The 26,909-nt window shown below is 70.1% G+C and carries 22 protein-coding genes; 14 read left to right on the top strand and 8 right to left on the bottom strand.

The genetic code is table 11. The features are described from left to right. Positions 1–178: 178 nt before the first annotated feature. Both ACMGDM_RS03635 and ACMGDM_RS03640 read left to right on the top strand, forming a co-directional pair. Positions 179–1,240 (top strand): phosphatidylinositol-specific phospholipase C1-like protein, encoded by a 1,062-nt coding sequence (locus ACMGDM_RS03635; RefSeq protein WP_436802752.1) that lies wholly within the window; start codon positions 179–181, stop codon positions 1,238–1,240. A gap of 211 nt (positions 1,241–1,451) precedes the next feature. Then, positions 1,452–1,835, top strand: coding sequence for a hypothetical protein (locus ACMGDM_RS03640; RefSeq protein WP_436802753.1), 384 nt, complete (start codon positions 1,452–1,454; stop codon positions 1,833–1,835). Between the two features lie 13 nt (positions 1,836–1,848). Here ACMGDM_RS03640 and ACMGDM_RS03645 read toward each other — a convergent pair whose 3' ends face one another. After that, on the bottom strand, positions 1,849–2,709 hold the full coding sequence (locus ACMGDM_RS03645) for an NAD(P)-dependent oxidoreductase (protein WP_436802754.1): 861 nt from the start codon (positions 2,707–2,709) through the stop codon (positions 1,849–1,851). Next, positions 2,706–3,692, bottom strand: a complete 987-nt coding sequence (locus ACMGDM_RS03650) for an aldo/keto reductase (RefSeq protein ID WP_436802755.1) — start codon at positions 3,690–3,692, stop codon at positions 2,706–2,708. The genes ACMGDM_RS03645 and ACMGDM_RS03650 overlap by 4 nt, the downstream gene beginning before the upstream one ends. 282 nt (positions 3,693–3,974) lie before the next feature. On the opposite strand from ACMGDM_RS03650, the gene ACMGDM_RS03655 reads away from it, so the two are divergent. From ACMGDM_RS03655 to ACMGDM_RS03670, 4 genes are read left to right on the top strand one after another with little or no spacing between them, the layout of a single operon-like run. Next, positions 3,975–4,964, top strand: coding sequence for a hypothetical protein (locus ACMGDM_RS03655; RefSeq protein ID WP_436802756.1), 990 nt, complete (start codon positions 3,975–3,977; stop codon positions 4,962–4,964). A 13-nt stretch (positions 4,965–4,977) separates the two neighbouring features. After that, complete coding sequence (locus tag ACMGDM_RS03660; protein ID WP_436802757.1) at positions 4,978–5,763, top strand: hypothetical protein; 786 nt, start codon at positions 4,978–4,980, stop codon at positions 5,761–5,763. A 19-nt stretch (positions 5,764–5,782) separates the two neighbouring features. Continuing rightward, positions 5,783–6,856: a M4 family metallopeptidase gene (locus tag ACMGDM_RS03665; protein ID WP_436802758.1), complete on the top strand. Its 1,074-nt coding sequence runs from the start codon at positions 5,783–5,785 to the stop codon at positions 6,854–6,856. After that, positions 6,856–7,194, top strand: coding sequence for a protealysin inhibitor emfourin (locus ACMGDM_RS03670; protein ID WP_436802759.1), 339 nt, complete (start codon positions 6,856–6,858; stop codon positions 7,192–7,194). Before ACMGDM_RS03665 ends, ACMGDM_RS03670 begins: the two co-directional genes overlap by 1 nt. Positions 7,195–7,385: 191 nt before the next feature. On the opposite strand, the gene ACMGDM_RS03675 is transcribed toward ACMGDM_RS03670, so the two are convergent. The 6 genes from ACMGDM_RS03675 to ACMGDM_RS03700 all read right to left on the bottom strand — a co-directional run bounded on the left by ACMGDM_RS03675 (position 7,386) and on the right by ACMGDM_RS03700 (position 16,892). Beyond that, positions 7,386–8,660, bottom strand: coding sequence for an MFS transporter (locus ACMGDM_RS03675; protein ID WP_436802760.1), 1,275 nt, complete (start codon positions 8,658–8,660; stop codon positions 7,386–7,388). A 55-nt stretch (positions 8,661–8,715) separates the two neighbouring features. Further along, positions 8,716–10,113, bottom strand: a complete 1,398-nt coding sequence (locus tag ACMGDM_RS03680; protein WP_436802761.1) for a mannitol dehydrogenase family protein — start codon at positions 10,111–10,113, stop codon at positions 8,716–8,718. Further along, positions 10,110–11,522 carry a glucuronate isomerase gene (uxaC, locus tag ACMGDM_RS03685; RefSeq protein WP_436802762.1) on the bottom strand — a complete coding sequence of 471 codons (1,413 nt, stop codon included), beginning with the start codon at positions 11,520–11,522 and terminating at the stop codon, positions 10,110–10,112. Before uxaC ends, ACMGDM_RS03680 begins: the two co-directional genes overlap by 4 nt. After that, positions 11,519–12,703: a mannonate dehydratase gene (gene uxuA, locus ACMGDM_RS03690; protein WP_436802763.1), complete on the bottom strand. Its 1,185-nt coding sequence runs from the start codon at positions 12,701–12,703 to the stop codon at positions 11,519–11,521. The genes uxaC and uxuA overlap by 4 nt, the downstream gene beginning before the upstream one ends. 73 nt (positions 12,704–12,776) lie before the next feature. Continuing rightward, complete coding sequence (locus ACMGDM_RS03695) at positions 12,777–15,848, bottom strand: TonB-dependent receptor (protein ID WP_436802764.1); 3,072 nt, start codon at positions 15,846–15,848, stop codon at positions 12,777–12,779. A 303-nt stretch (positions 15,849–16,151) separates the two neighbouring features. Continuing rightward, entirely contained in the window at positions 16,152–16,892 is a 741-nt protein-coding gene (locus ACMGDM_RS03700; protein ID WP_436802765.1) for a FadR/GntR family transcriptional regulator, read from the bottom strand. A 232-nt stretch (positions 16,893–17,124) separates the two neighbouring features. On the opposite strand from ACMGDM_RS03700, the gene ACMGDM_RS03705 reads away from it, so the two are divergent. The 8 genes from ACMGDM_RS03705 (at position 17,125) to ACMGDM_RS03740 (ending at position 26,765) form a co-directional block, all read left to right on the top strand. Further along, entirely contained in the window at positions 17,125–18,531 is a 1,407-nt protein-coding gene (locus ACMGDM_RS03705) for a 3-keto-disaccharide hydrolase (protein ID WP_436802766.1), read from the top strand. A gap of 163 nt (positions 18,532–18,694) precedes the next feature. Further along, entirely contained in the window at positions 18,695–20,011 is a 1,317-nt protein-coding gene (locus ACMGDM_RS03710; protein ID WP_436802767.1) for a Gfo/Idh/MocA family protein, read from the top strand. Between the two features lies 1 nt (position 20,012). Beyond that, complete coding sequence (locus ACMGDM_RS03715) at positions 20,013–21,146, top strand: FAD:protein FMN transferase (RefSeq protein WP_436802768.1); 1,134 nt, start codon at positions 20,013–20,015, stop codon at positions 21,144–21,146. Then, positions 21,143–22,405: a Gfo/Idh/MocA family protein gene (locus ACMGDM_RS03720; RefSeq protein ID WP_436802769.1), complete on the top strand. Its 1,263-nt coding sequence runs from the start codon at positions 21,143–21,145 to the stop codon at positions 22,403–22,405. Before ACMGDM_RS03715 ends, ACMGDM_RS03720 begins: the two co-directional genes overlap by 4 nt. Before the next feature lie 28 nt (positions 22,406–22,433). Further along, the gene (locus tag ACMGDM_RS03725) at positions 22,434–23,612 is read left to right on the top strand and encodes a Gfo/Idh/MocA family protein (protein ID WP_436802770.1); all 1,179 of its coding nucleotides are present in this window, start codon (positions 22,434–22,436) and stop codon (positions 23,610–23,612) included. Positions 23,613–23,722: 110 nt separating this feature from the next. After that, a complete protein-coding gene (locus ACMGDM_RS03730) occupies positions 23,723–24,472 on the top strand; it encodes a DUF2243 domain-containing protein (RefSeq protein WP_436802771.1) in 750 nt (249 codons plus the stop codon). 65 nt (positions 24,473–24,537) lie between these two features. Continuing rightward, on the top strand, positions 24,538–26,586 hold the full coding sequence (locus tag ACMGDM_RS03735; protein WP_436802772.1) for a carbon starvation CstA family protein: 2,049 nt from the start codon (positions 24,538–24,540) through the stop codon (positions 26,584–26,586). After that, positions 26,583–26,765 (top strand): YbdD/YjiX family protein, encoded by a 183-nt coding sequence (locus ACMGDM_RS03740; protein ID WP_436802773.1) that lies wholly within the window; start codon positions 26,583–26,585, stop codon positions 26,763–26,765. Before ACMGDM_RS03735 ends, ACMGDM_RS03740 begins: the two co-directional genes overlap by 4 nt. The last annotated feature ends 144 nt before the right edge of the window (positions 26,766–26,909 follow it).

Genomic DNA, 26,909 nt, shown 5'->3' on the forward strand with positions numbered 1-26,909 from the left:
CTGCGGGCAGCCTGTCGCCACCCTGCTGTTGTCTGACAATAATACCACGCCGCACCGGCACAAGCGATCTCGCGCAAGCCGCTGATGTTGAGCGGAAACCATTGCCGAGCGCGGCAGAGACTCGGCGACTTGCCGACGGTGTCACGCCACTTTCACGCGCGCTTCCTACGGCGCACGCATGATCCACCTCGCCCGCGCGCTCGCGCTCGCCACTCTCCTCTCCGCTCCCGCCGTCGCGCGCGACGCCGCGCCGCTGCGGCTCAACGACGTGCAGGTGATCGGCACGCACAACAGCTACAAACGCGCGATGCCGGCCGCGACCATGGCACGACTGCGCGCCGCCGACCCGAAGCTCGCCGACGCGCTCGACTATGCGCACCGCGACCTCAGCGAGCAGCTCGACAAGGGCGCGCGCCAGCTCGAAATCGACGTCAACTATGATCCGCAGGGCGGCCATTATGCGCACGGCTCGGAGGATCCGGCGCTACGCCGCCCGGGCTACAAGGTGCTCCACATCCCCGGCATCGACAATTCGTCCAGTTGCGTGCTGCTGACCGAGTGTCTGACGATCATCCGCCGCTGGTCCGACGCGCACCCGCGCCACGTGCCGATCATGCTGATGTTCAACGTCAAGGACGAGCAGAATGCGGCACGCGGCGGGATCGACTCGGTCGTGCCCGACGCGACCGGCTATGACGCGCTCGACGCCGAGATCCGTGCGGTGCTGCCGCCGTCCAAGCTGATCACCCCCGACGACGTCCAGGGCCGCTACCCGACGCTGCGCGACGCGGTGCTGGCGAACAACTGGCCGTCGCTGGAGCAGGCGCGCGGCAAGATCCTGTTCGCTCTGGACGAGACGCCGGCGAAGGTGGCGCTGTACCGCGGTGCGCGGCGCTCGCTCGAGGGGCGCGTGTTCTTCATCAACACCGACGAGGACTCGCCCGCCGCCGCTTATCTCACGCTCAACGAGACGATGGCGGATGCGGCGCGAATCCGCCGTGACGTTGCCGCGAATTATCTCGTGCGCACCCGTGCCGACGCCGAGACGCGCGAGGCGCGCAGCAACGACACGCGCCGCCGCGACACCGCGCTGGCGAGCGGGGCGCAATATGTGTCGACCGACTATCTCTGGCCCGACCCGCGCTTCCCCGGTGGCTATCACGTGGCGCTGCCCGGCGGCGGCGTGGCGCGCTGCAACCCGGTGCGTCGGCCGGAGGGGTGCGCGATCGGCGAGCGGTGAAGCGGGCAAACGAAGACGAGCTAAGCCCCCCTCCGGCGTCATCCTGAACTCGTTTCAGGATCTACCGGGCCGCGAGCACCGACCCGCTCGGTCATGCCGCAACGTGGATCCTGAAACGAGTTCAGGATGACGCCAGCTCTTGGCTGATGTCTCGCCCATCCCCCACGCAGCTAACGCAACCTTTACCAGCCCTCGCCTAAGCCGCCCGGCGATGACCGCGCACTTCCTCATCCAGGTCGACGTGCCGCGCGCGCTCGTGCGCATCACCATGTCGGGCTTCTTCGACGCCGCCGCGATCGCGCGCTTCGTCGCCGCGCGCGACGCCGCGCACGCCCTGCTCACCTGCGGCGCCAACGCGCATGTCACGCTCGTCGACATTCGCGACATGGACATCCAGGCGCAGGGCAGCGTCGCCGAGTTCCGCGCCGTGCTCGCCGACCCGCGCCATGCCTCACGCCGGCTCGGCTTTGTGGTGGCCCGCTCGCTCGCGCGCTCGCAGATCCGCCGCGCCGCGGCCGATCGTGCCGCCTGTTATTTCGAGACGATCGAGCAGGCCGAAGCCTGGCTGCTGGACGCGGAGTCGGCGGCAGCGTAGCGGGCGAACCGTCTCACTGCCCCGCGCCGCGGCGCAGCGCGAGCGCCATCCCGGACCAGTCGATGTCCTCGCCCTCGATCGCGATCGTGCTGCGCAGATGGTCGCGCACGATCCCGAGCAGCGGCATCGGCACGCGATAGGCGGTCGCCGCCGCATCGGCGAGTGTCATGTCCTTGAGCCCGAGCGGAGCGGGGAAGCCGGCGGGGCGGAACTTCTCCTCTACCAGCAGCTCGCCATAGGTGCGATACACCGGCGCGCCGAACAACGTCTCGGTCAGGATCTCGAGCAGCGTTGCGCGCTCGACGCCGCCGCGTTCGGCCAGCGTCATCGCCTCGGCCATCGCCTCCACCGCGGCCATGATCATGAAATTGCCGCTGAGCTTGACCAGATTGGCGGCCGGCGCGCGCTCGCCGACGCGGAAGGTGCGCTGGCCGATCGCGTCGAACATGGGCTGCGCGCGGTCAAGCGCCGCCGCCGCACCGGCGACCACGACGAAGAGCTTGCCGGCGGCCGCCGCGGGTGGTCGTCCGAACACCGGCGCGGACACATAGCCGCCCGCGCCGGCCTCGGCCGCGAGCCGCTCCGCCAGTGCCACGCTGATCGTACTGTGCGAGACGTGGAGCGCGGGTGCGGTGGCGATGCCGTTCTCGCCCCAGACCACCGCTTCGACCGCGCGATCGTCCGCCAGCATCGTCGCCACGATATCGCCTTGCGCCGCGTCCGCCGGCGAGGTCGCCGCGCGCGCGCCTGCCTCGACCAGCGACGCCAGCTTGTCGGCGGAGCGGTTCCACACGCTCACCTCATGCCCCGCCGCGAGCAGGTTGCGCGCCATCGCGCTGCCCATCTGCCCCAGTCCGATGAACCCGATCTTCATGCGTCCGCCCCTTCGCCCGGTACTGGCGCGCCCGGCGGGATCAGCCGCTCGGCGCGCAACTCCTGCCACAGTGCCGCGGGCAGCGGCGCCTGCATCAGCCGCGCATTTTCCTGCACCTTCTCGGCGCGCTTGGCACCGGGGATCACCGCGGCGACGACCGCAGGCGCGGCGCAGAACTGCAGCGCGGCGGCACGCAGGTCGGCGTCATGCCGCGCGCAGATTGCGGCGATCCGGTCGCGCCGCTCCATCATCTCGCGCGGCGCCTCGGCATATTCGAAGGTGGTGCCGCCCGCGAGCAACCCCGAATTATAGGGGCCGCCGATCACCACAGACGCGCCACGCTCGGCGCAGAGCGGGAAGAAGCGATCCAGCGCCGGCTGGTTGAGCAGGCTGTAGCGCCCCGCCAGCAGGAAGACGTTGGGATCGGCGCGCTCGAGCGCACGCACGCACGGCTCGACCAGATTGACCCCAAGCCCCCAGCCCTTGATCACGCCCTGATCGCGCAGCTCGGCCAGCGCGCGGAACGCGCCGCGCTCGGCCGCCGCAAACTCGGCTTCCCAAGCATCGCCGAGATGATCCGCGGCGAGATCGTGGACGAAGGCGATGTCGATCTGGGCGAGGCCGAGCCGCTGCAAGCTGTCGTCGATCGACCGCAGCGTCGCATCGTAGCTGTAATCGGCCTCGACGCGGAACGGCAGGCCCTGCTTGAACGGCGGGTTCTCGGGCCGGCGCGCGTCGGGGCGGAGCAGCCGACCGACCTTGGTCGACAGCGTGAACGCGTCACGCGGATAGTCGCGCAGCACCGCGCCAAAGCGATGTTCGGACAGGCCGCTGCCGTAATGCGGCGCGGTGTCGAAATAGCGCACGCCGCTGTCCCAGGCGGCGCGCAGCGCGCCCGCGGCGGTGGCCTCGTCAACGGTGTCGAACATATTGCCGAGCGGCGCGCCGCCAAAGCCGAGCGGACCGGGCGGATGAAAGGACATAGCGGCTCCTGCGCGAGTTGTGGATAGGAGCGTCACCGACCTTCCGCCCCTCTCACGCGCGGCGCGAGGGAGCAGCGTGCCGGACGCTTTCTTCGATGTGCAAGCGCGACACGCGCCCACCTGTTCCGCCATCCGCCGCGGTCGCCATCGATCGGGCGCGGCTTTTCCGTCACGATCCGCCGCTTTGCGCTGTCCTACACAGAACAAGCGTGGAACATGAGGCACATAGCGCGACCCGATTCGGTGATCTCGCGCGCTGAGATGGAGGTAAGCCGCCCCGCCATGCGACGATCCGTCACGCCCCCTGCCGCACTCGCCGCCGCGCTGCTGCTCGCCGGATGCGCCGCCAATGCGGTGCGGATCGAGGCCGCGACCGAGGTCACCGCGCGCGGGCGCGAGGCGGTCACCGCGACCGGCGCCTACCTCGACGCGGTGGAGCAGCGCCGCCGCGACGCCGCCGCGGCGCTGGTCGCCAGCGACGCCAGCTGCCTTCCTGCCACGCCGCTGCGCATCCAGGTACCGACAAGCGCCGCCGCGCCGCCGGCGCCGCTCTGCCCCGAGGGCGACGCCCCCGCGCCGGGCTATGCCGTGCTCCGCATCGACGTCGGCACCAGCCCGCGCGCGCTGCTCGCGCCGCGCGTCGCGCTGCTCGCCGCCGTCGGCGACTATGTCGAAGCGCTGGCAACGCTCCTCGTCGCGCCCAAGACCGACGCCTCGGCCGAGCTGACCGCCTTCGCCGAACAGGTCGGTCGTGTCGCTGCCGCCGCGGGCGCGGCCGAGGTCGACCCGGCGACGCCGCGCGGCGAAAGCCTGATCGCGCTTGCCGCCTTTGCCGCCGAGCTCGCGCGCGAGGCGCGAACCGCGGGCCAGGTCCGTGCGCTGGTCGAACAGCGCGGCGACACGGTCGATCGCGCGCTGGCCGAGCTGCGCCGCGAGGTCGACGGCTGGGGCCGCACCGCCGCGCGCAGCGCCGACGACCTCTATGGTAACGCGCTGTTCCGCGCCTATCTGCGCCACCGCGCCGACCTCACCGCCGAGCAACGCGAGCAACTCGCCGCGCGCGTGTTCGCCGCCCGCGAGGCGGCGCGCACCGGCCCCGACCGCGCCGCCGCGGTGGCGGACGCGCTGGCTCTCGCCGCGACTGCGCAGGCCGATTTGCGCGCGGCGCTGTCGGGGCGATTGACCGCGGCGCAGCGTCGCGCCGTCGCTCGGCTCAACCTCGACCGGATCGCGCGCGCGCTCGGGCTGGTCGCCACGCTCGCGCGCCCGTGATGAGGAGACCGCGATGACCCGCTATGCCGAGGCGCTCGCCGCCGCCAACGCGCTTGCCGAGCAGGTACAGTCGTATGTCGCCGATGGACGGTTCCTGCCGCGCTATTTCGACCGGCTGTTCGGCCTGCGCACCGCGCTGGGCGACGCGCTCGACCAGTTCGCCGCGACGCTGATCACCGTCCCGGGCGACGCGGCGGTGTTCGCCACCGTGCTCGACCGCGCCACCGCCGCGCGCGCCACGGGCGCGGGGCTGACACCCGACGATGGCGCGGTGGAGCGCTACGCCGCCGCGGTGACCCGCGCGACCGAGGCGCTGCGGGCGCGACCGCCCGGCGAGGCCGCGCGCGGCCCGGCGGCGCCGCTGCTGCGCGGCGCGCTACGGGTAACGCCGGCCGGCAGCGCCCCGCACCCGGGCGCCGCGCTCGTCGCGGATACCGCGCCATCGCCGGCCGAGCCTTACTATACCAGCCTCGCCAAGCTCTTCCCGGTCGAGGCGACGATGCTCTACCCGATCGCCGACACGATCGCGGGCACGGATCGTGCGCTGCGGCTGCTTCTGATCGCGCTCATTGCGCTGGTCGTCGTCGCAGTGCGCTGGCGCGGCACGCAGGACGCGGCAGGCGTTCCCGATGCCGCGGCCATCGCGGTCTCGCTCGCTTCCTTCCTGCTCTACGTCGCGACGCTCGGCGGGTTCGGCGATCTGGCCGGCGGTGCCGCGCAGACGCAGCAATGGCTCGCCTTCGTCACCATCATCTGGGTCGCGCTCGTGCCGCTTGCGCTGCGCCGCCCCCGTCATTGATCGCCAGAGGAGACCAACGATGTGCACGCTGACGCACCGCCACTCGCTCCATTGCATCCTGCCACCCTACATCCTGTCGCGCATCGCCGAGCACGGGCCGGCCGAGCTGCGCAGCAAGGCGATTCACGCGCTGCTGGTCGATCCGTCGATCCGGATTGTCCGCGCCACCACCGCCGCGCCGGCGCGCGGCGGTGTGCGCCGCGGCGCAACCGCACCGCTGCTCGCGCCCACGCCGCAGCGCACGATCCGCGACGGCGGTGGCCGGCCGGAGGCGCCCGGCACCACGGTGCTGCGCCGCGAAGGGGATCCCGCCACCGGCGATGCGGCGGCGGACGAGGCCTATGACGGACTCGGCGCGACCTTCGCGCTCTTCTGGCAGGCCTATCAGCGCGATTCGATTGATGATGCCGGGCTGCCGCTCGATGCCACCGTCCATTACGACCAGGACTATGACAATGCCTTCTGGGACGGCAAACAGATGGTGTTCGGCGATGGTGACGGCGAGCTGTTCAACCGCTTCACGCTCGCGCTCGACGTGATCGGCCATGAGCTGACGCACGGCGTCACCGAGCATGAGGCGGGGCTGGCCTATGTCAATCAATCCGGTGCGCTCAACGAGAGCATCTCGGACGTGTTCGGCTCGCTGGTCAAGCAGCACGCGCTGGGTCAGGACGCGGTGACGGCCGACTGGCTGATCGGCGCGGGGCTGTTCACGCCCGCGGTGAAGGGCAGCGCGTTGCGCTCGATGAAGGCGCCGGGCACCGCCTATGACGATCCCGTGCTCGGCAAAGACCCGCAGCCCGCGCATATGGACGCGTTCGTCCGCACCAATCAGGACAATGGCGGCGTCCACATCAACTCGGGCATTCCGAACCGCGCCTTTTATCTCGCCGCCACCGCGATCGGCGGAAACGCCTGGGAGCGCGCCGGCATGATCTGGTACACGGCGTTGCGCGACCCCGCCGTGGGCGCGAACACCGATTTCGCGGCGTTCGCGCGCGTGACGCAGGACGTTGCCGCGCTTTTGTACGGCGCGGGCGGCGCAGAGGCGATGGCGGTGGCCGAAGCGTGGAGCAGCGTCGGAGTGGTATGATGGCGGAGACGGCGGGGAGCGAAGCAGCGTGCGGCGAGGCGCGGATGCGGGTCGAGGGCGGGTTCGCGCACCTGCCCGGGCGGGCGCGCGAGTGCGCGATACCGCTCGCGACGCTTCCCCCGCCCGATCGCGCCGAACTGGCACGGCTGGCTGACGCCGCCGCCTTCTTCGACTGCGAGCCCGCGCCGACGCAGCCGCGCCCCGACGCCCGCACCTACACGATCGCGCTCACGCTCGACGGGCGGACGCGCGAGCTGCAGGTGGCGGAGCCGATCCGCGACCCCGCGCTCGCCGAACTGGTCGCAACGTTGCGCCGGATCACGCGCGAACGGGGGTGAGTAGGTCACGCACGCGCGCGGTGGCGGTGCGCGACGTTGTCCTTCCACCCCCATCTTCCTGAACGCGTAGCCCTCTTCCCAAGAGAGAGGGCTTGAAGGTCACGCGGCCACGCCGCCGCGCTGTTCGCGTCCTGCTCCCTGTCTTCGCGAGAGCGACGATGCGTCGTCCTGAACGCTTCGACGCCGCTCCTTTATGCCCGCGTCTCGAGCCGCGGCACGAGCAGATGCACCAGGAGCAGCGCCAGGAGGTACGCGCTCCCCGCCCAGACGAACACCGGCAGGTAGCTGCCGACATGCTCCAGCACCTCGCCGACGTAGCGCGCCATGATCATGCCGCCGACCGCGCCCGCAGCGCCGCCGATCCCCATCACCGAAGCCACCGAGCGCGACGGGAAGGTGTCCGATACCATCGTGTAGAGGTTGCTCGACCAGCCCTGGTGCGCCGCCGCCGCGACGCCGATGATCGCCACCGCCGCCCACAGGCTCGACACGACAGTGGCGAAGAAGATCGGCAGCACCAGGATCGCGCTGGCCAGCAGCGCCAGCTTGCGCCCGGCGTTGACGCTATAGCCGCGCTTGATCAGCCAGGACGAGAGCCAGCCGCCGCCGATGCTGCCGACGTCGGCGAGGAGGTAGACCGCGATCAGCGGTGGGCCGAAGGTCTTGAGGTCGAGCCCGTGGCGCTTGGCGAAGAAGTCGGGCAGCCAGAACAGGAACAGGTACCACACCGGGTCGGTCATGAATTTGGCGACGACGAAGGCCCAGGTACCGCGATGCCGGAACAGCGACGCCCAGGACGGGCGCGGCGCCGCGGCGTTGAGCTCGTCGGCATGCTGGTCCGAGGTGATATAGGCCAGCTCCTCGGGCGAGACGCGCGGATGCTGCGCCGGCGCGCGATAGAAGGCCAGCCACGCCGCCAGCCAGGCGAAACCGAGCAGCCCGGTGATGATAAAGGCGGCTTGCCAGCCGTAGCTGAGCGCGATGATCGGCACGACGATCGGCGTCGCGATCGCGCCGACATTGGCGCCGGCGTTGAGGATGCCCGCGGCGAGCGCTCGCTCCTTCTTGGGGAACCACTCCGCGACCGACTTGATCGCGGCGGGGAAGTTGGCGGACTCGCCGAGCCCAAGCGCGAACCGCGCCAGCGCGAAGCCGCTCGGGCTGCGCACCAGCGCGTGGAACAGCGCGGCGAGGCTCCAGATGACGATGGCGGCGGCATAGCCGATCTTCGAGCCGACCCGATCAATGATCACGCCCGACGCGAGCAGCCCGATCGCATAGGCGGCCTGGAACCAGGACACGATCATGCCGTAGTCCACCTCGGTCCAGCCGAGCTCGGTCTGCAAGGTCGGCTTGAGGATGCCGATGATCTGGCGGTCGATATAGTTGATCGTGGTGGCGAAGAAGAGCAAAGCGCAGATCGTCCAGCGCACGCGCCCGCGCGGCCTGACTGCCGGCGAACTCACCTCAGTTGCTGAACTCACTCAACCCTCCCGCGGCGGCGCGTGCCGCCTTCTCGCTTCAACCTTCGCGCAATCTCGCGTCGAGCGCCGCGCGGTCTTCCGCATCGGCCCGCCAATGATCGGCGAACAGTCCGCGCTCGCCGAAGAACGCGGCGACGATCCCGCTCTCGCCGACCTCGCGCCACAGCGCGGCGAGCCGCTCCGCCATCGGATCGTTGACCGGCGCGCCGTCGCCGCGGACATGGCGCAGCCACGCCGCCAGCGCGGTCAGCGTCGCGGGGCAGCGTCGGCCCGCCGCGGCACTCGCCCGCAGCGTCGCGAGCCAGCGCTGCGGGATCTTCTGCGAGCCGTCCATCGCGATCTGGAGCAGCGCGTGCGGCAGCGCCGGATTAGCGAAGCGCGCGAGCAGCGCGTCGGCGTAAGCGTCGAGATCCTGCCCCGGCGCCGGGGTGAGGCTGGCGGCGGCCTCGTCGCGCATCAGCGGTTCGACCGTGGCGCGGATCGCCGGATCGGCGACCGCCTGATGAACGAACTGGTGTCCGCGCTCGAGCCCGAGATACGCGAACGCCGAATGCGCGCCGTTGAGCATGCGCAGCTTGGCGAACTCATAGGGCGCGACATCGGCGACCAGCTGCGCGCCTGCCAGCTCCCAGCGCGGTCGCCGCGTCGCGAACTGGTCCCCGATCACCCATTGCATGAACGGCTCGGTCGTCACCGCGGCGGCGTCGTACAGGCCGATCGCGGCGGCGGTGCGCGCGAGATCCTCGTCGCGCGCCGCGGGCACGATCCGATCCACCATCGTCGAGGGGCAAGCGCATTCCGCCTCGAACCAGGCGCGCAGCGAGGGGTCGCTATGGTCGAGCCACGCGCCGAGCGAAGCGGCGAGCGCGGCACCGTTGTGCGCGAGATTGTCGCAGCTCACCAGCGTCAGCCCGCCCGCGCCCGCGTCGCGGCGGTCGGCGAGCGCGCGTGCGAGATGATGGTAGATCGTGCCGCCCGCGGCCGCGACCGCGGCGAGGTCGAGCGCGCCGTCCGGGCCGCGATGATAGCCCTTCTCGGTCACGGTGAGCGTGACGATCGCGGTCGACGGCGCGGCGAGCACCGCGCGCAGCCGCTCGCCGTCGCGCGGCGCCACCAGCATGTCGCGCAGCGCCCCGACCAGCGCGATCTGCTCGCCCGCGGCGGAGCGCTGCGTCACCGTATAGAGCCCGTCCTGCGGCAGCAGCGCCTCCGCCACCGCAGGGGAGCGCAGCGACACGCCGGTGATCGCGAAATCGCGGTCGCCCGCGGCCATCGCCGCGTCGGTATAGACCGCCTGGTGCGCACGGTGGAACGCGCCGAGCCCGAGATGGACGATCCCGGTCTGCTGCGCGTCGCGGTCGTAGCCGGGGCGCGCGACGGTCGCGGGGAGGCGATCGACGGTGGCGGACGAAAGCGGCTCGGGAGCGCCGCTCACAGCTTGTACGCCTTGCGCACCAGCCCGACGGTGAGGTCGCGCGCCAGCTCGGCGGCTTCCCAATCCTCCAGCCGGTGCTCGGCGACCAGCCGCGCCAGGTAATGGCAGTCGACCCGCCGCGCGACATCGTGGCGCGCCGGGATCGACAGAAAGGCCCGCGTGTCGTCGTTGAAGCCGACGGTATTGTAGAAGCCGGCCGTCTCGGTCGTCATCTCGCGATAGCGCATCATGCCCTCGGGCGAATCGTGGAACCACCATGCCGGCCCGAGCCGCAGGCAGGGATAATGGCCGGCGAGCGGCGCCAGCTCGCGCGCGTAGGTGGTCTCGTCCAGCGTGAAGAGGATCAGCGTGAAGCGCGGATCGTTGCCGACGACGTCGAGCAGCGGCCGGAGCGCCTCGACGAACTCGATCCGCACCGGGATGTCGGCACCCTTGTCGCGCCCGTGGCTCTCGAACAAGGCGCGATTGTGGTTGCGGTACGAGCCCGGATGGAGCTGCATCACCATGCCGTCCTCGACGCTCATCTTCGCCATCTCGGTGAGCATCTGCGCGCGAAACAGCTCGGCGTCGGCGGCATCCCACCTGCCCGCGGCGATGCGGCCGAACAGCGCCTCGCTCTCGGCCGGCGACAGATTGGCGGTGCGCGCGGAGGCGTGGCCGTGATCGGTCGCGGTCGCCCCGGCGGCGCGGAAGTCGGCGCGGCGTTTGCGGTGCGCCGCGAGATAGCCCTGCCAGCTCCACACGTCCTCGCCGGTCAGCTCGGCGAAGCGCGCCATCGCGGGCTGGAACTGCTCGTGCTCGACGTCGATCACGCCGTCGGGGCGATAGGTGGTGACGACGCGCCCGCGCCACCCCGATTCACGGATGCGGCGATGCGAGTCGAGCGGGTCGTCCGCGCCCTCGGTGGTGGCGAGGAACTCGATGCCGAAGCGATCAAACAGCGCGCGCGCGCGGAAGGCAGGCGTGGCCAGCCGCTCGTTGATCGTGTCGAAAAAGAGATCGGCCGTGCCCGCCTCGAGCGCGACGTCAAAGCCGAACACCTCGGCGAAGACATGGTCGAGCCATAGCCGCGACGGCGTGCCGCGGAACAGATGGTAGTGCGCGGCGAAGGTGCGCCACGCCTCGCGCGGGTCGGTCGCCGGCGATCCCGCGCGCGACGGGATCGCCAGATCGTCAAGCGCCACGCCCTGCGAGTAGAGCATGCGGAACACGTAATGATCGGGCGCCAGCAGCAGCTCGGTGGCGTTGCGCCACGACGAATCCTCGGCGAACCAGCGCGGATCGGTGTGGCCGTGCGGGCTGACGATCGGCAGCCCGCCCACCTCGGCGTAGAGCGCGCGCGCGATAGCGCGCTGGGTCGGGTCGCTCGGGAACAGCCGGTCCGGATCGAGGCGTAGTGCGCGCGTCATGCCATCACCTCCGCCGGCGCCGCCACGGTCGCGTGCGCAATTCCGCGCTCCAGCCCGCGCAGCTCGGCGAGCCCGCGCATCCGGCCGAGCAGCGAGTAACCCGGATTGCTCACGCGCGCGAGATCGTCGAGCATCTGGTGGCCGTGATCGGGGCGCATCGGGATCGCACGATCCTCGCGCTGTTGCAGCCGGTGCACCGCGGCGACGATCGCGCTCATGCCCGCGTCGCCCTCGAGATGCGCCGCCTCATGGAACGTTCCATCGCCTTCGCGCTGCACCGAGCGGAGATGGAGGAAGCCGATGCGCGTACCGAGCCGCTCGACCATGCCGGGCAGATCGTTGTCGGCCCGTGCGCCGAACGATCCCGCGCAGAAGCACAGGCCGTTGGCACGGCTCGGCACGCGCGCGAACAGGTCGGTGACATCCGCCTCGGTGCTCACCACGCGCGGCAGACCGAACAGCGCGAACGGCGGATCGTCGGGATGAACCACCAGCCGTATGTCGAGCTCCTCCGCCACCGGGCAGACCGCCTCGAGGAAGGCGACGTGGTTGGCGTGCAGCGCGGCCGCGTCGATCCCGTCATAGCCGGCGAGCGCGGCGCGGAAGTCCTCGATCGTGAAGCTCTCCTCGCTGCCGGGCAACCCCGCGATGATGGTGCGCTCGAGCCGGTGGCGCGCATCGGCGTCCATCGCGTGGAAGCGGCGCTCGGCACGCTCGATCATGCTCTCGGCATAGTCGCGCTCGGCTCCGGCGCGGCGCAACACGAACAGGTCGAACGCGGCGGCAGCGTCGTGCTCATAACGCAGCGCGCGCGCGCCGTCAGGCAGCTCCCATCCGAGATCGGTACGCGTCCAGTCGAGCACCGGCATGAAATTGTAGGTGACGACGCGGATGCCTTCGGCTGCCAGGTTGCGCAGGCTGGTGCGATACGCGTCGATCAGTTCGTCCCAGCGCGCGCCGCGGGTCTTGATGTCGTCATGCACCGGCAGGCTCTCGACCACGGTCCAGCCTAGCCCTGCCGCGGCGATGACGGCGCGCCGTTCCGCCACCGCCGCCGCGCTCCACACCGCACCGTTGGGCACGTCATGGAGCGCGGTGACCACCTCGGTCGCGCCGGTCTGGCGGATGTCGCGCAAGCGGACGGGGTCTGACGGGCCGAACCAGCGCATCGTCTGCGTCATCCATCGCATCCGTCCGTGGTCCTGCGCCGTCATTCGTTCGCCTCTGCTATCGTCTCGAAACATCATGCTCGGGTCAGAACACGAAATTGACCGCCAGCGCAAAGGTGCGCCCGAAATATGCGGTGTAGAGCGGGTCCTTGCGCACCGTATCGACGGTGAGCCGGTTGGTCTCGTTGGTGATGTTCTGCACTTCCGCGATCAGCTTGACGTTCTCGGTGAGGTTGTACGAGGCGGACGCGTCGACGAAGATCGAGCTGGCGTTCGACGTCGAATCCGCGTCCACCGAGCCGCTCGGCACCGCGGTGAGGAAGGACGAGCGATAGTTCACCGTCGAGCGGATGCTGAAGCGGCTGTCCTCATAGTAGAGCGTGCCGCTCGCGGTCTCGGGGGAAAGGCCGACCAGCGGCGCGGTGCGCGAGAGCGTCGGCGAGATGATATAGTTGATGTTCGACCGCACCCGCGTGAAATTGCCCAGCGCGCCGAAGTTCTTGAGGAAGCCCGGCAGAAAGGTGAAGGGCAGCTGTGCGTTCACCTCGAAGCCGCGCAGCGGGCCGCCCGGCGTGTTGTTGCTGCGCTGGACGGTGAACTGATCGCCCGGCCGCAGCTGCGTGCCGTTGAGCAGCGTCAGCGGCAGGCCGATGTCCTGGAAGGCCACGCTGGTGCTGGTCGTCTGGATGTAGGTCTCGATGTTCTTGTAGAAATACGCCACCGACAGCAGCGAGCCCGGGCGGAAATACCATTCCAGCGCGGCGTCGAAGGTGTTGGCGCGGATCGGGTCTAGGAACGGGTTGCTGAACGACGCGGTCTGGATCACCAGATTAGCCGAGCCCGAGGGGATCAGCTGCCCGTAGGACGGGCGCGACATCACGCGTGCCGCCGAGAGGCGCGCGATCAGGTCGGGCGTGACGTCCAGCGCCAGGTTCATCGACGGCAGCCAGTCCTCGTAGGAGCGGCCCACCTCGGAGATCACATATTGCGAGGGGTAGAGCGATCCCGCCGGCGCGGCGGTGGTGATCGGGCCGTAGGTGTCGAGGCTGGTGTGGACGTAGCGCACGCCCGCGTCGCCGCGCAGCGTGACCGGCAGGATGTCCTGCGTGTCGAACTTCACCATGAAATAGCCCGACTTGTACTTCTCGTCGACGCCGCCGTAGGTGCCCTTGGCGCACTCGATGCTGCAATAGACGTAGCTGTCGAGCCCGACCGCGTCGCGGAACTTGTTCGGGTCGATCGAGACGAAGTCCTGCAACTGCCCGTCGAGGTTCTTGCCGATGCCGGTGGTGGTGAAGGTGATGTCGGCGAGCGAGACGCCGCTGGGCAAAGCCAGCGGGTTGTTGGTGGCGAGCTGGCGCTCGCGCGCGGTATATTTGTTGGTGCGATACTGGCCGCCGAACTGGACGGTGAAGCCCTGCGCCGGCTTCCAGTCGCCGTTGAGCTCGAACGTCTTGCTGACGATCGTGTTGCGGCGGATGAAGTTGGAGAGCTGGCCGCGCTGGTCGCCGTTGGCGAGCGGCGGGCCGTATTGGAACAAGGTCGGGTCAGTCGTGTCGATGCCGTAGCCGATCTTGGGAATGTCGGGATTGTCGCGGAAGTCGATCGACCAGTTGCGGCTGTCGTTCGAGTCGATCGCCACCTGCAGCCGGTTCACGTCCAGCCGCGATTCGTTGATGCCGGCGAGACCGAACACGCGGAAGCTGTCCGAGAAGCGATGGTCGAGGTTAAGGTTGGCCTGCTTGTACTCGGAGGTGAAGCGCTCGCTCTGCATCTCGGAGCGCAGGTCGACCCCGTCGAACAGGCCGTGGATCAGCGAGCCATTGTCGTCGACCTCGATCTCGCGCACCGAGGTGAGCGGCTGGCCGTTGTTCGAGATCGCGCGACCGAACGAGCGCGCGTCGAAATAGGTGTCGAGCCGGTCGACCTTGAAGCGCGAATAGAGCCCGTCGAGCGAGATGTCGGTGTTGTCGCTCGGCTTCCACTGGAAGGTCAGCGAGCCGGCGATGCGCTGCTGGTCCTGGCTGCTGCGCACGGGGCGCGGCAGGCGCGGCAGGTAGACGCCGCCGCCCGGCCGGCCGTTCACGCCGGTCCGGCTCATGATGTAATCATAGGCCGCCTGGGTGCCGGTGCGCGGGTTGTTGGTGCTGCAATTGTTGGCGTCCGAGCCGATCGCGGCGCCGCTCGGCTGGGTATAGCCCACGCCGGGGCTGGTCACCGCGCCGCCCTTGTAGATATAGCCGGCGGGCGTGCAGAAGGGGAAGATCACGCCCGCATTGGCGCTGCCGGTCGGCTGGGCGAGGCCGTAGACCGTGGTCGGCACGACATCGACCGCCGAATAGGCATATTCGTCGATGCGGCGCTTCGAATAGGCCACGCTGGCGAGCACGCCGAACGTGTCGCCGAACTGCTTGGAGACGAGCGCGGACAGGCGCGGGTCGACGTCCTTCTTGATGTCGTTGTAGATGCCGCGCGCGGTGCCGGAGAAGACGAACGACTTCTTCTGGTCGAACGGCTTGGGCGCGCGCAGGTCGACGGTGGCGCCGAGCGAGCCCTCCTCGACGTCGGCCGAGGTCGTCTTGCGCACCGACAGCGCCGAGAAAATCTCGGTCGGGAAGGTGACGAAGTCGAACGACCGGCCGGTCGCGACGCCGCCGCGGATGTCGCTGCCGCTGACCTGCGACACGCCCTCCATGCCGTTGATGCGGACGCGCGTGAACTGCGCGCCAAGGCCGCGCACCGAGATGTTGCGCCCCTCGCCGCCGTCGCCGCGGGACAGCGCCACGCCGGGGATGCGCTGCATCGACTCGGCGAGGTTGGAATCAGGGAACTTGCCGATATCCTCGGCGACGATGCTGTCGACCGCGGCGGTCTCGGCGCGCTTCTGGTTGAGCGCGCTGTTGAGCGAGGCGCGGAAGCCGGTGACGACGATGTCGTTGATCTGCGCCTCGCCGCCCTCCTGCACCGGGGATTGCGCGCCCTGTGCGTCGGCGGCCGGCGGGCTGGCCGGCGCACCGGCGGACACGACATCGCCGGTGGCCGAGGGCGGTGGCTGGTCCTGCGACGCGGTCTGCGCCGCGGCGGAACCGGCGATCAGCACGGCTAGCGCGCTGGACGACACGAACAAAGCGCCTTTGTGGCGGCCGAAGATGCCCACATCCCCTCTCCCATTGGGCGCACGCTCGTCTGAGGCTCGCTGTGCGCTTGTGTCGCCGCCACCCTCTAGGCGGTGGTCGGCTGATGGAACGAGGCTATCAGCCGCAAAGCTGTCTGGCAACTGGCCTGACCAGATTGTAGGAAATCGTCTTCAAGCTCCTCCCCGGCACGGGGACGGGGACCGCCAGCCCAAGGCTGGTGGTGGAGGGGCTCATTCGAAAGTGCGGCGCCTGCACAAAGCCGCTCCACCGCACCGCTTCGGGTCGCAGTCCCTCCCCGCGATCGCGGGAGGACCTTAGTCGCCCTACACCGTCCGCCTTGCCAGCGCGCGGCGACGCTGGTCGGTCTCCTTGCGCGCGCGTTCGACCGCCTCGGTCTCGGTGACGTCGAGCAGATGGTCGATCACCCGGCTGAGATGGTCGCGCATCGCATTGCGTGCGTCCACCGGCGAGTGCGCCTCCAGCGCCTTGAGGATCCGCCCATGTTCGGCCAGCCGGTTCTCGGTGCCGAGGCTGCCGGCCTTGAGCAGCACCTCGCGCGCGAGCGGCGAGCGGAAGCGCATGTCCCAGAAGTCGGTCACCGCCGAGATGATCACCGCGTTGCCGGTCGCTTCCGCGATTGCGATGTGGAAGCGGCGGTCCGCATCCTCCGCCGCCGCTACGTCGTCGCGCGCCATCTCGCCGAGCAGCGCGCGCAGCTCGGCGAGTTGCTCGTCATCGATCTCGGTCGCGGCCACCGCCGCCACCTCGCCCTCCAGCAGCCGCCGCGCCTCGGTGATCTCGAACGCGCCGATGTCGAGCTCCTGCTCGACGTGCGGGGTCGCCGCGGCGAGCACGAACACGCCCGAGCCCTTGCGCGCCTCCACCAGCCCCTGCATCTCCAGCGCGATCATCGCCTCGCGGATGGTGGGACGGCTGACGCCGAACCGTTCGGTCAGGTCGCGCTCGGCCGGCAGCCGCGCGCCGACGGGATAGATCCCCCCGACGATGTCGGCGACGATCGACTGCACGATCCTGCGATACAATTTGCCGCCATGCTCGGCCACGCGCGTCGGCTCCCTCGCTCCGCGACGATCCCCCATGCGTTGCCGCGGCCCGCCTGTCCTCGGCTCCGCCAACGATCCCGTCAAGATGCGTTAGCCAATGGGCGCGTGAAAATGCCTGACAACGGACTTGCATGTGGTCCGACCACGATCTACGCCTTGTCGCCACGAGAGCGCCTCCACCGATATCAGTCGGATACGAACGAGCGCCCGGACATGGACGAGGGGAGAGATCGTGGTTCGCACACTCGCGTTGCTGGCATTCGCCGCACTGCCGTCGAGCATCCTCCCCGCTGCCGCTTTTGCTGCCCCGCCTCAGTCACGCGACGCTGCCGCGCCGTGGCAGGATCTCATGCCCAAGCCCGATCTCGCCGGCTGGCACCGCACCGGCGGCAACGCCACCTATGAGGTGGTCGGCGACGAACTCGTCGGCCGCGCGGTGATCGGCAAGGGCAACAGCTGGCTCGTCTCCGATCAGCGCTACGGCGACTTCATCGTCGAGTTCGACGCCAAGACCGATCCGACGCTCAATTCGGGGATGATGATCCGCGGTCAGAGCCGCCCCGATTACCGCAACGGCGTGGTGTTCGGCTACCAGGCGGAGATCGATCCCTCGTCGCGCGCGTGGAGCGCGGGCCTGTACGACGAACAGCGCCGCCAGTGGCTCTACACGCTCGGGCGCAACGAGGCGGCGCGCAAGGCCTTCCGCTCGGGCGACTGGAACCATTATCGCGTCGAGGCGATCGGCGACCGGCTGCGCACCTTCATCAACGGCGTGCCCGCCGCGGACATCGTCGACGACACCGACGCGCGCGGCTTCCTCGCCTTCCAGGTCCATGCGCTGCCTGACGAGGTTGCGGCCAAGGGGCCGGAGGTTCGCTTCAAGGGCCTGCGCATCATCACCCAGGACCCCAAGCGCTACGCCTCGCCCGAGAACAGCCTCGAGCAGCAGGGCTGGAAGTCCAACGCGCTCACCGCGGCCGAGCGCCGTGCCGGCTGGACCTTGCTGTGGGACGGGCGCAGCGCGAAGGGCTGGCGCGCCGCCAAGAGCGGCGGCTTCCCGTCGCACGGCTGGACCATGGCGAACGGCGTGCTGTCGGTCGAGAAGAGCGCGACCGAAGCGGCGCGCGGCGGTGACATCGCCACCGCGGCGACATATCAGAACTTTGAACTGTCGGTCGATTTCCGCCTGTCCGAGGGCGCGAACAGCGGGATCAAATATCTGCTGCCGCCAGCGCCGAACGGCGGCGTGTCGAGCGTCGGCTTCGAATATCAGCTGCTCGACGACGCGCGCCACCCCGACGCCAAGATGGGGCGCGACGGCAACCGCACGCTTGCCTCGCTCTACGACCTGATTGCGGCGCGCAACCTCTCGGACCCGGACAGCCCGGGCAAGCGCGCCAACCCGCCGGGCGAGTGGAACCGCGCCACCGTGCTGGTGCGCGGCAACCACGTCGAGCACTGGCTGAACGGCTTCAAGGTGGTCGAATATGAGCGCGGCTCGGCCGAGCTGAAGGCGCTGATCGCGCAGAGCAAGTTCGCGCAGGCGGCAGGCTTCGGCGAGACCGCGGACGGCGCCATCCTGCTGCAGGACCATGGCGACAAGGTCGACTTCCGCTCGATCAAGCTGCGGACGTTCTGATGATCGATCGATGACTTCTACAAATACCACCACCCCGGCGCACGCCGGGATCCAGGTGGGAGACGACGGTGAGTCTCACCACGGCTTTCCCAACTGGGCCCCGGCGTTCGCCGGGGCGGCGATCAAGCGCTAGGAACACCACCACCCCAGGGGAGGCACCACGATGTTCGACCGTCGAACGATGATCAAGGGCGGCGCCGCGACGATCGGCGCGCTGGCGTTCACCGCCAAGAGCTACGCGCAGATCAAGGGCGCCAACGACCGCATCCGCGTCGGCATCGTCGGCGTCAACGGCCGCGGCCAGGCGCATATGAGCGCCTTCGCGAAGCAGCCCAACGTCCAGGTGACGCACTTCGCCGACGTCGACTCTGACGTGCTCGCCAAGCGCGCCGCCGAGTTCGCCGAACGCTCCGGCACCAAGGTGAAGACCGTCGGGGACTATCGCAAGCTGCTCGACCGCAAGGCGGTCGACGTCGTCACCGTCGCGACGCCGGATCACTGGCACGCCAAGGTCGCGATCGACGGCATGGACGCGGGGCGCAACGTCTATATCGAGAAGCCGATCGGCATCGCACCCGCCGAGGGCGAGGCGCTGATCGCCACCCAGCAGCGCACCGGGCGCGTGCTCCAGGTCGGCAACCAGCAGCGCTCCAGCATCGAGACGCGCCAGCTGCTCGACCTGATTCGCGCCGGCGAGCTGGGCGACGTCTACGAGGCGCAGACCTGGTATGCCAACAACCGCAAGTCGATTGGCAAGGGGCAGGAAGTGCCGCCCCCGCCCAATCTGGACTGGAACCTGTGGCAGGGGCCGCGCCCGCGCGGGCCGTATCGCTCCAACCTGGTCCACTATAATTGGCACTGGTTCTGGAAGTACGGCACCGGCGAGATCTGCAACAATGCCATGCACGAGCTGGACGTCGCGCGCTGGCTGATGGGCGTCACCTACCCCAAGACGGTGACCGCGCGCGGCGACCGCCGCTTCTTCCGCGGCGACGATTGGGAGATGTACGACACGCTCGCGCTGACGCTCGGCTATGACGACGGCCGGGTGATCCGCTGGGACGGCGAGAGCTGCAACGGCATGCTGCGCTACGGTCGCGGGCGCGGCACGTTGCTGCTCGGCACCAAGGGCGCCGCGGTGGTCGATCGCAACGGCTTCGAGCTGTACGATCTGGCGGGCAAGAAGCTGCGCGAGGTGAAGGCGGCGGCCTCGTCGGAGACCACCGGCACGGTCGGCGAGGGCGCGCTCGACGTGCTCCACGCCGCCAATTTCCTCGCAGTGGTGCGCGGGCAGGAGCAGGCGCTCCACTCGCCGATCCAGGAGGGGCATATCAGCACGACATTGTGCCACCTCGGCAACATGGCCTATCGCACCGGCGGGTCGCTCACGGTCGATCCGGCGACGGGCAAGCCCAATGAGGCGGCGGCGCAGAAGCTCTGGTCGGTCGACTATGAGCCCGGCTGGGAGGTACGCGCCTGAGGTGACCGGGGTGGAGGCGAGCGTCGCGCGGTTCGCCGCGATGGGCACGCGGGTCGAGCTGCACCTGTTCGGCCGCGATGACCCGGACGCGCTCGCCGCTGCGCGCGCGGCCATCGAAGCGGTGGAGGACGCGCTGACGGTGCGGCGCGAGTCACCCGCGGTGGCGCTCAACCGGGTGCTGGCGGTGAGGGGCGAGACGGTGGCGGCGGATCCGCTGCTGTGGGAGGCGCTGCTCGCAGTGGATGTCGCGTGGCAGGCGACGGGCGGATTGTTCGACCCGAGCGTGAGGGATGGGCCGGAGCTGCTGCACGGGTCGAGAGACGAGGGCACCCCCTCCCCCAACGCTGTTCCCCGGCGAACGCCGGGGCCCAGTCGGGAAAGCCTTGGTCGCTCTTGCGAGACGTCCACCACCTGGGCCCCGGCGTCCGCCGGGGCGGAGCGTGAGGGGGGCGAGACGATCTCCCACCAGTGCTTCTCCAGCGGCGACGTGGCCGCCGTTGGCGCGTCGTCACGTCCGCCTTCCCCACTGGGCCCCGGCCTTCGCCGGGGCACAAGCGCGCACCAGGCCCGCGACGTCTCCCCCCTCCCCGGCTGGTCCGCGCTCCGCATCGATCGCGCCACCCGCCGTGTCGCCGCCGCGCACCCGCTCGAGCTCGACTTCGGCGGTTTCGGCAAGGGTTTCGCGCTTGATCGCGCCGTCGCGGTCTTGCGCGCCGCTGGAGTCACCTCCGCCTTCCTCTCCGCCGGCGAAAGCTCGATCGCGGTGATCGGCGAACATCCGCTTGGCGGCGCGTGGCCGCTCGCGATCCCGCATCCCGAGATCAACGGCGTGTGGCTGACCGAAATCGAACTCAGCGACGCTTCGCTCTCGGTCTCGTCGACGGTTGGCGCCGGTGCGGCGAAACCCGGCCGCGCCGCGATGGTGCGCCCCAGCGACGGCGCCGTCATCACCCGCCCCGCCACCGCCGTCGCCGTCGCGACGACCGGCGCCGACGCCGAGGCGCTCAGCACCGCGCTCCTCGTCGCCGACGCGCCCGTGCTCGCCCGCCTCCGCGCCGCGGCACCCGATCGCCGCTTCCTCTTCTCCCATGACGCGCCGACGCGCGCCGATCGACCGATGGAACTCACCGCATGACCGACGACGATTTCGCGCTCTCGCGCCGCTCCTTCCTCGATCGCGTGCTGGTCGCCTCGGCGGGCATGGGGATGAGCGTCGCCGCGCCCTGGACTGCGCTGGCCGCGGCAGAACCCGCCAGCGGCCCGCGCGTGCGGCTCGGCGTGATCGGCACCGGCGACCGCGGCCGCGCGCTGATCCAGAACATCAACAAGACGCGCAATTGCACCGTCGCCGCTCTGTGCGACCCGTTCGCGCCGCATATGGCCAAGGCGCGCGCGCTGGTGCCCGCCAACACGCCCGTCTTCACCGATCACCGCGCGCTGCTCGACGCCAAGGGGATCGACGCAGTGGTGATCGCCACCCCGCTCGACCTGCACGCCCGCCACACGATGGACGCGCTCGACGCCGGCTATCCGGTGTTCTGCGAGAAAGCGATGGCGCGCACGATCGCCGACTGCGGCGCGATGGTCACGCGCGCGCGCCAGCGCGGCAAGGTGCTCCAGATCGGCCACCAGCGGCTGTTCAACCCGACCTATCTCAACGCACTGAAGCGCGCCAAGTCCGGCGACATCGGCACGATCACGCAGATCCGCGCGAGCTGGCACCGCAACCGCAGCTGGCGCCGCGACGTGCCCGCCGGCGGGCAGGAGCGGGAGATCAACTGGCGGCTGTACCGCGCGCGCTCGGCCGGGCTGATGACCGAGCTCGCGACGCACCAGCTCCAGGTCGCCAATTGGTTCATGGACGGGCTGCCGACGCGCGTGATGGGCTCGGGCAGCATCTGCTTCTGGAAAGACGGGCGCGAGGTCTACGACCAGGTCGCGCTGATCTACGATTACTCGGACGGGCGAAAGGTGATCTACACCTCGATGCTCAACAACGCGCGCTACGGCTGCGAGGAGCAGATCCAGGGCAGCAAGGGGACGATCGAGCCCGAGCTTGGCCGCATCTACCAGGAGGTCCAGCCAGCCGCTGTCCCCGCGCTCGCCAAGATGCGCAAGGACGTCCAGGCCGGGCGCAAGAACACCGTCCCCATCGGCGGTGCCACCTGGTTCCCCGAGCTGCCCGTCACCACGCCGGGCGACTCGCTCGGCTGGGGCGAATATGACGAGACGATGCTCCAGTTCGAGGGCTTCGGCGAGGCGGTGCGCAGCGGCAAGGAGGTGCCCGGGCTGCTCGCCCAGGCCTATTACGCCAGCCTCGCCTCCTTGCTCGGCGAGCAGGCGATCGACACCGGCCGCGCGCTCGACTGGCCGACCGACCTCGTCACCGTCTGACCTTTACTTCTCCCAAGGACCTGCTGCCATGGACATGATCGATCGCCGCCTCCTGCTCGCCGGTGCCGGGCTCGTCGGTGCCGGGCTCGCCAGCGCGGCGGGGGCGCAATCGACCTCGGCCGGTAACGGCGTTTCCGCCGAGGGCGCGCCGACCGGCCCCGACCCGAGCGCCAAAAATCGGCTGCGCTTCGCCGTGATCGGGCTGGACCACTCGCACATCTACGCGATCACCGACGCGCTGATCCGAGGCGGCGGCACCTTGGTGGCGGTGCACGCGGGCGACCCCAAGCAGCTCGTCCCCTTCCGCAAGCGCTACGGCGACGTGAAGGTGGCGCGCACCGAGGAGGAGATCCTCGCCGACAAGACGATCCAGGTCGTCGCCAGCGCGTCTATTCCCAACCTGCGCGCGCCGCTCGGCGTGCGCGTGATGCGCGCGGGCAAGGACTTCCTGTCGGACAAGCCGGGCATCACCAGCCTGGACCAGCTCGCCGAGGTGCGCCGCACGATCGCGCAGACCAAGCGCAAGTTCGCGATCATGTATTCCGAGCGGCTCGAGGTGCGCGCGGCGGTCAAGGCGGGCGAGCTGGTCCATGCCGGCGCGATCGGCCGCGTGGTGCAGACGATCAACATCGCGCCGCACCGCGTCAGCGCGCCGACGCGTCCCGAATGGTTCTGGGACGTCAAACATTACGGCGGCATCCTCACCGACATCGGCAGCCACCAGGCCGACCAGTTCGTCTTCTACACCGGCTCGACCGAAGCCTCGGTGGTGGCGTCGCAGGTCGGCAATTTCGCCACGCCGCAACATCCGCGCTTCCAGGACTTCGGCGACATGATGCTGACCGGCAACGGTGGCGCGGGCTATGTCCGGGTCGACTGGTACACGCCCGATGGCTTGCCGACCTGGGGCGACGGGCGCGTCTTCATCCTCGGCACCGAGGGCTATATCGAGCTGCGCAAATACGTCGACATCGAGGGCCGGCCCGGCGGCAACCACCTGTTCCTGGCGGACAAAAAGGGCACGCGCTACATGGATTGCAGCAAGGTGCCGCTGCCGTTCGGGCCGCAGTTCGTCACCGACGTGGTCGAGCGCACCGAGGTGGCGCAGAACCAGGCGCAGGCGCTGCTCGCCGCCGAGCTGGTGCTGAGCGCGCAGGACAAGGCGCGCACGCTGTCGGGGTCGCGCCCGCCGGTACAGGGGGGATAACGGGGCGACGGACGTGGGCGCCAGCCACCCGATCGTCCCGATACTGACACGGGTGAAGGCGCCCGCGCGCCGGCTCCGCCACCTTTCCCGCTTCCTGCCGGAGCCGCGCCATGCCCACGATCACCTCGCCGTCACCGCCGACCCGTGCCGCGCTTGCGCTCGGCTTCGCGCTGGGTGGTTTCTTTGACGGCATCCTGCTCCACCAGATCCTGCAATGGCATCATCTGCTCAGCCGGGTGAGCGCGGTGACGTCGCTGCGTGCGCAATTGCTGTGGGACGGCTATTTTCACGCGTTGATGTACGCGATCGCGATCGCCGCGCTCGCGGCATTGTGGCGCGCGCGTGAACGGCTGGACGGAGGCGCGCGGCTCGGCGGCGCGCTGCTGCTCGGGTTCGGCACGTGGCACGTGATCGACGCGATGCTCTCGCATTGGCTGCTCGGCATCCACCGCGTCCGGCTCGACGTGCCCGATCCGCTGCGCTGGGACCTGCTGTGGCTCGCCGCCTTCGGGCTCGCGCCGATGCTGGCCGGCTACGCGCTCCGCCGCCGTGCCGCCGCCTCCAGCACGCGCTGGCCGCTCGCGGTGGTAGCACTGCTGGCCGCAGGCACGGGAGCCTGGTCGCTGCGCCCGGTGCCGGCGCAGCGCCTGACCACGATCGTGTTCGCCCCCGGCGTCAGCCCCGCCGCGGCGGTCGCGGCACTGCGTGCCGCCGACGCACGTATCGCTTGGAGCGATTCGCGTCTCCAGGTCGTGGTGGCGGCAGTGCCCGCTGGACGTCGCCTCGGCCTTTACGCGGCGGGCGCGCTGCTGGTGGCGGGGGCCGGCCTGCCCGGCGGCTGCGCCGGCTGGAGCGGGTGACGCGCGTTGCTCTCCCACCCTGCTAAAAGGCATAGAGCGGTGACGAGGACGAGGAGCGCGAGACCATGACCAGGCACCTTCCGTGGATCCTGCTCGCGCTCATCGGCGCGGGCTGTCTCGGCGTGGTCGCGTCGATGCGCGGCGAGCCGGTCAACGCGCTATGGATCATCGCCGCCGCGCTCTCGGTCTATCTCGTCGCGTACCGCTATTACGCACGCTATATCGCGCGCGTGGTCGTCGCGATCGATCCGATGCGCGCCACCCCCGCGGTGCGGCGGGCGGACGGGCTCGACTATGTCGCGACCGACCGGCGCGTGCTGTTCGGCCACCATTTCGCCGCCATCGCGGGCGCGGGGCCGCTGGTGGGGCCGGTGCTCGCCGCCCAGATGGGCTATCTGCCCGGCACGCTATGGATCCTCGCCGGCGTGGTGCTCGCCGGCGCGGTGCAGGACTTCATGGTGCTGTTCATCTCGATGCGCCGCGACGGGCGCTCGCTCGGCGAGCTGATCCGGATGGAGATGGGCGCGGTACCCGGCACGATCGCCTTGGTCGGCGCCTTCATGATCATGGTGATCATCCTCGCGGTGCTGGCGCTGATCGTGGTGCGCGCGCTGGCGGAGAGCCCCTGGGGACTGTTCACCGTCGTCGCCACCGTGCCACTGGCGATGGTGATGGGCGGCTATACGCGCTGGCTGCGCCCCGGCGCGATCGGCGAGGTATCGGTGATCGGCGCGGTCGGGCTGGTCGCGGCGATCCTGCTCGGCCAGTCGGTCGCGACCAGCGCAACGCTCGCGCCGTGGTTCACACATACCCCCGTGGCGCTGTGCTTCGGTCTGATCGGCTATGGCGCGGTGGCGTCGCTGCTGCCGGTCTGGCTGCTGCTGGCACCGCGCGATTATCTCTCGACGTTCCTCAAGATCGGCGCGATTGCGGCGCTGGCGATCGGCATCGTGCTGCTCGCGCCGCCGCTGCGCATGCCCGCGCTCACCGACTTCGCCGCGACCGGGCGCGGCCCGGTCTGGGCGGGGCCGCTGTTCCCCTTCCTGTTCATCACCATCGCGTGCGGCGCAGTGTCGGGCTTCCACGCGCTGATCGCGAGCGGCACCACGCCCAAGCTGATCGCCAGCGAGGGCGACGCCGCCTTCATCGGCTATGGCGCAATGCTGATGGAGAGCGCGGTTGCGATCATGGCGCTGGTCGCGGCGTGCATCCTCGATCCCGGCATCTATTTCGCGATGAACGCCCCCGCCGCGATCACCGCGGGCGACCCTGCCACCGCCGCCGCGGCGGTGACGGCGATGGGCTTTCCGATCGCGCCCGAGGCGCTGACCGACACCGCGCGCCAGGTCGGCGAGACCACGATCATCAGCCGCGCGGGCGGCGCGCCGACGCTGGCGGTGGCGATGGCCGAGATCTTCTCGCACGCGATCGGCGGCCCGGCGATGAAGGCCTTCTGGTATCATTTCGCGATCCTGTTCGAGGCGTTGTTCATCCTCACCGCGGTCGATGCGGGCACCCGCGCGGGACGCTTCATGCTGCAGGACCTGCTCGCGCTGGCGGTACCGCGCTTCCGGGACACGAGCGGCTTCGTGCCCGGCCTGATCGCCACCCTGTTGTGCGTCGGCGCCTGGGGCTTCTTCCTCTACCAGGGGGTGACCGACCCGCTCGGCGGGGTGAATACCTTGTGGCCGCTGTTCGGCATCTCCAACCAGATGCTCGCCGCGGTGGCGCTGCTGCTGGCGACGGTGGTGCTGTTCCGGATGAAGCGCGCGCGCTACGCCTGGGTGACGGTGCTGCCCGCGACCTGGCTGGTGCTGTGCACCGGAACCGCGGGCGTGATGAAGCTGGCACATCCCGATCCCGCGATCGGCTTCCTCGCGCACGCGCGACGCTTCGCCGACGCCGCTGCGCGCGGCGAGGTGCTCAAGCCCGCCAAGACGCTCGCCGAGATGAACCGGGTGGTGTGGAACGACCGGATCGACGCGGCGCTGTGCGCGCTGTTCCTGGCAGTGGTGAGCGCGATCCTGTTCTACGCCGTACGCACCTGCGCCGCGGCGCGGCGGCTCGACCGGCCGAGCGTCCGCGAGATCCCGCCGGCGGGAGCGACGGCGTGAGCTCATGGTGGCGTCGCCTGGCGCAAACCGCGCGCTTGATGGTCGGCCAGCCCGATTATGACGCCTATCGCCGTCACTTCGCCGAGCAGCATCCCGAGCGCGAGCCCATGACGCGTGCGCAGTTCTTCCGCGATCGCGAGGCGGCGCGATACCGCGGCGGCGGCGGGCGCTGCTGCTGAACGCGGGAGCGGCCTCCCCAACCACGTTATGAATTTCACCTGAAATGGTGATTAATAGCGCGTTGATCTCGCTTATGGCACGGCTTAGCGTGATGGCCGGCAAAAGGCGCGCCCTGTTGGGCCGTTCCGGTGCGGTGACAGAGG

It is taken from the genome of Sphingomonas larreae (genome assembly GCF_051400595.1).
Classification (GTDB): Bacteria; Pseudomonadota; Alphaproteobacteria; order Sphingomonadales; family Sphingomonadaceae; genus Sphingomonas.